This is a genomic window from Microbacterium sp. (assembly GCF_031178445.1).
In the GTDB taxonomy this organism is placed as follows: Bacteria; Actinomycetota; Actinomycetes; order Actinomycetales; family Microbacteriaceae; genus Microbacterium.
In genome coordinates this window covers 1-3,770 of the sequence record NZ_JAPSIY010000024.1, presented here as the reverse complement: position 1 = coordinate 3,770, position 3,770 = coordinate 1, and the positions used below count along the sequence as shown (strand labels likewise).

The 3,770-nt window shown below is 68.9% G+C and carries 6 protein-coding genes; 3 read left to right on the top strand and 3 right to left on the bottom strand.

The features are described from left to right. Together RIN43_RS16145 and RIN43_RS16140 are read right to left on the bottom strand one after the other, a co-directional pair. Nucleotides 1-359 (bottom strand): YbaK/EbsC family protein (locus RIN43_RS16145; RefSeq protein ID WP_309129946.1); only part of this gene is annotated, 359 nt, incomplete at its 3' end. Beyond that, nucleotides 359-871 (bottom strand): DNA helicase, encoded by a 513-nt coding sequence (locus RIN43_RS16140; RefSeq protein WP_309129945.1) that lies wholly within the window; start codon nt 869-871, stop codon nt 359-361. The genes RIN43_RS16140 and RIN43_RS16145, both read right to left, overlap by 1 nt. A gap of 147 nt (nt 872-1,018) precedes the next feature. Here RIN43_RS16140 and RIN43_RS16135 point away from each other — a divergent pair, with 147 nt between their 5' ends. Together RIN43_RS16135 and RIN43_RS16130 are read left to right on the top strand one after the other, a co-directional pair. Further along, entirely contained in the window at nt 1,019-1,576 is a 558-nt protein-coding gene (locus RIN43_RS16135) for a peptidylprolyl isomerase (protein ID WP_309129944.1), read from the top strand. 37 nt (nt 1,577-1,613) lie between these two features. Next, nucleotides 1,614-2,489 carry a rhomboid family intramembrane serine protease gene (locus RIN43_RS16130; RefSeq protein ID WP_309129943.1) on the top strand — a complete coding sequence of 292 codons (876 nt, stop codon included), beginning with the start codon at nt 1,614-1,616 and terminating at the stop codon, nt 2,487-2,489. A gap of 133 nt (nt 2,490-2,622) precedes the next feature. Here the strand turns inward: RIN43_RS16130 and RIN43_RS16125 are convergent, their stop codons facing one another. After that, nucleotides 2,623-2,877: a cell division protein CrgA gene (locus tag RIN43_RS16125; RefSeq protein ID WP_309129942.1), complete on the bottom strand. Its 255-nt coding sequence runs from the start codon at nt 2,875-2,877 to the stop codon at nt 2,623-2,625. 37 nt (nt 2,878-2,914) lie between these two features. Between RIN43_RS16125 and RIN43_RS16120 the strand changes: the two genes are divergently transcribed. Further along, nucleotides 2,915-3,673 carry a class E sortase gene (locus tag RIN43_RS16120; protein WP_309129941.1) on the top strand — a complete coding sequence of 253 codons (759 nt, stop codon included), beginning with the start codon at nt 2,915-2,917 and terminating at the stop codon, nt 3,671-3,673. The last annotated feature ends 97 nt before the right edge of the window (nt 3,674-3,770 follow it).

Sequence of the window (3,770 nt, the reverse complement as noted above, 5' to 3'; positions counted from 1 at the left end):
CCGGCGATCCGCTCATCCGCGTACACGGGCCAGTCGTTCGTGCTGCCCAGCGGCGTGATCGTGCCGCGCTCGTACCCGGTCGCCTGCAGCGCGAGCTCGGGCTCAGGCAGGCGCAGCTTGTTGACGCCCACCAGCGCGCGCAGCTTGGGCCAGGAGATCGACCGGTCGCCCGGGATCAGCGCGAACAGGTAGTTGTCGTCGCCGCGTCCCTTGACCACCAGCGTCTTGACGATGTCCGCGGGCGTGATGCCGCGCAGCTCGGCTGCCTCCTCGAGGGAAGACGCGCGCGGCGACTCGAGGACCTCGATGTCGAGGCCGCGAGCCGCCGCAGCTTCCCTGACGCGGGAAGTCGGGGTCATCAGGCGTCGGGCGAGGCGAGCGGGTCGTCTGCGACCCAGAGCTCGTCATCCGCGCGCAGTGTCTGCCACGCGGCGTAGAGCACCGCACCCGCGGCCGCGATGCCGAGCACCAGAGCGATGATCGGGCCGGCGCTGCTCTTCTTCTTGGGCTCGGGCTTGCGCTTCGTGGCGAACTGCATGCCCGCCTCGTTCGCGGCGTCGATGGCCGACAGAGCCTTGCCCACGGCGCCACCGACGACCGGCACGACCGTGTGGTCCAGGAAGTGCTTCGAGGCCTTGCGGCTGGAGTCCACATACGGCGACACCCGGTCGACGACCGGCTCGAGGTACTGGTGGTACTTGTCGTCGATGACCGGAGCCACCTGCTCCCGGTTGAGGTGGCCGAGCTGGCGACCGGCCTCGCGCGCGACGTTCGAAGCGCCGGCCAGCACGACCTGCTGTGCCTCCCACAGCTTGCCGGCCGACTTCTGCAGCTTGTGGAGTTCCTTCTTGCGCTTCCTGCTGAGGCTCATGTTGGTGCCCTCCCTGTCGCTGGGGATGTGGTGTTCCCCTCATCCTGCCAGATCACCCGCCGGGCGGCAGGGGGTTCTCGGAGTCTTGACAACCGTGCGTTCCCTCTGAACGATCGCGCGTCCGCAGGTCTCTGAGAGAATGAGGAAATGCCTCAGCACACCGCCGTCGCCACCCTGCACACCAATCACGGCGACATCGTCGTCAACCTCTTCGGCGACCACGCCCCGAAGACCGTCCGCAACTTCATCGGCCTCGCCGACGGCACCGGATCGTGGACCGATCCGGCCACCGGACAGCCGGGCGAGGGCCCGCTGTACAAGGACGTCATCTTCCACCGCATCATCCCCGGCTTCATGATCCAGGGCGGCGACCCGCTCGGTCAGGGCGTCGGCGGCCCCGGCTACACGTTCGACGACGAGATCAGCCCGGAGCTCGACTTCAACGCGCCGTACAAGCTCGCCATGGCGAACGCCGGCAAGCGCCCGAACGCGATCACGGGCCGCCTGAGCGGCACGAACGGCTCGCAGTTCTTCATCACGACCGACCCGACGCCGTGGCTGATGGGCAAGCACACGATCTTCGGCGAGGTCGTCGACGAGGCCTCGAAGGCCGTCGTGGACGCGATCGCCCAGGTGCCGACCGGCGCCCAGGACCGCCCGCTCGAGCCGGTCGTCCTGCAGTCGGTCGAGATCGCCGCGGTCTGACGACCGCCGCACGCCCCGCACCGCCGCCGTCACCGCTGTGACCACTACCGACTTCTCCCGCAACCCCGAGAACTTCTGCTATCGGCATCCGGATCGGATGAGCTTCGCGCTCTGCCAGCGCTGCCAGCGCACGATTTGCCCGGAGTGCCAGACGCAGGGTGCCGTCGGGGTGATCTGCCCGGAGTGCCTGCGCGACCAGAAGAAGTCGCGCACGCCCGCGCAGAAGCGTGCCGAGCGGCGGTGGGGGCGCGGCGGTGCGGTCGCCGTGCGAGCGGGCTCCGCCCCGCTGACCAACTGGATCGTCGGCATCACCGCCGGGATGTTCCTGCTCGACCTGCTGCTGCAGCAGTTCGGCGTCTCGCTGACGCAGTGGCTGGCGTTCTTCGCGCCGAGGCTCTATCCCCCGTTCGGCGCGTTCGAGCCATGGCGCGTGGTGACCTGGCTGCTCGTGCACAGCTCGTTCATCCACGTCGGGCTCAACCTGCTGTCCGTCTGGCTGCTCGGGCGGCTGCTCGAGCCGATGCTCGGACGATGGCGATTCCTTGCGCTGTACCTGATCTCGGGACTGGGCGGCGCCGCCGTCGCGGGGCTGCTCGCGTTCACGACTCCGGTTGTCGGTGCCTCTGCCGCGCTGTTCGGCATGCTCGGCGCGCTCGTGGTGATCGGTCGGCAGTTGGGCGGCGACGTGCGCGGCATCCTGATCATCCTGGGCATCAACCTGGTGGTGGGATTCTTCCTGGGCGGCATCTCGTGGCAGGCGCATGTCGGCGGGCTGCTCGCCGGCACCGCGGTCGGGTTGGTGTTCAGCACGACCCGCCGTGCCGATCAGTCTCGCCGGCAGCTCGTCCTGCTCGGGGTCGTCGTCGCCGTGCTGCTTGCTCTGCTCGCGGTACCCGGCTTCCTGTACGCCTGAGGCGGTGTTCGGAGTTATCCACAGGGTTATCCCCCGCTGGGGATGAATCACACGCATGTAATTCCCGATTGGGCATGACATGCGGAAGCGCCCGGCGACCTGGTCGCCGGGCGCTTCCGCGCGTGAGGGGCGGCTACCGCCAGCGCGTCGTCATCAGGAAGCCGATGAACGCGATGCCGAAGCCGATCAGGAGATTCCACGCCTGGATGCCGGGGATCGGGAAGGCCTGTCCCGAGAGGTAGAACACGAGGATCCAGACGAGCCCGATCAGCATGAAGCCGACCATCACCGGCTTGAACCAGACGGGATTCGGCGGGGCGTCCGCGGCGGGGCGCTCGACGCCGTCGTCGTCGCCGTTCTGGCGGGTGGGCTTCTGCGATCGGGCCATGGGGCCATCCTATCGGCCCGGGTACCCTGTCACTGTGATGACGACCGTGCAGACGTCGCGGCCGCGCAGCCGGGCCACGGTGACGAGCGTTCTCGGCGAGATCCTGCTGACCCTCGGAGCGGCCGTCCTGCTCTACGTGGTGTGGCAGCTCTGGATCGGGGACGTCATCTACTCGGCGCAGCACAACGCCCAGGCCGCCGAGCAGTCGCGCGAGTGGGCGTCGGTCGCGCCGCTGAGTCCGGCGCCGGAGCCGACGCCCGATCCGGAGGACGGCACGCCGGCGTACGAGCCGGTGATCCTGCCGCAGCCCGCCGACCAGGAGCTGTTCGCCGTGATGCGCGTTCCTCGCTGGGGTGACGACTACGCCGTGAACATCGCCGGGGGCGTGACCCGATCCGGGACGCTCGACAGCATCGGCATCGGCCACTATCTCGATACGGAGATGCCCGGTGAGGTCGGGAACTTCGGCCTGGCGGCGCACCGGACGACGTTCGGCAAGCCGTTCTCCGATCTGCAGAGCCTGCGGATCGGCGACCCCATCGTGATCGAGACGAAGGACGGCTGGTACACCTACCGGTTCCGCACGCTCGAATACGTCGAGCCCTCCGCCTATGACGCCCTCGCCGACGTGCCGCGCTCACCCGACGTGCCCACGGGCGAGCGCTACATCACGCTCACGACATGCTCGCCGCGCTACGCGATGACGGAGCGGCTCGTCGGATACGGCGTGTTCGAGTCGTACCTGCCCCGCTCGACCGGCGAGCAGCCGGCGGCCCTGACCGAGGAGCTGATCTGATGTATGCCGCCCTGTGGCGAGTGCTTCCCGGCCCGTGGTGGGTGCGCCTCGTGATCCTGCTCGCGCTCGTCGCCGCGGTGCTCTACGCGCTGTTCGT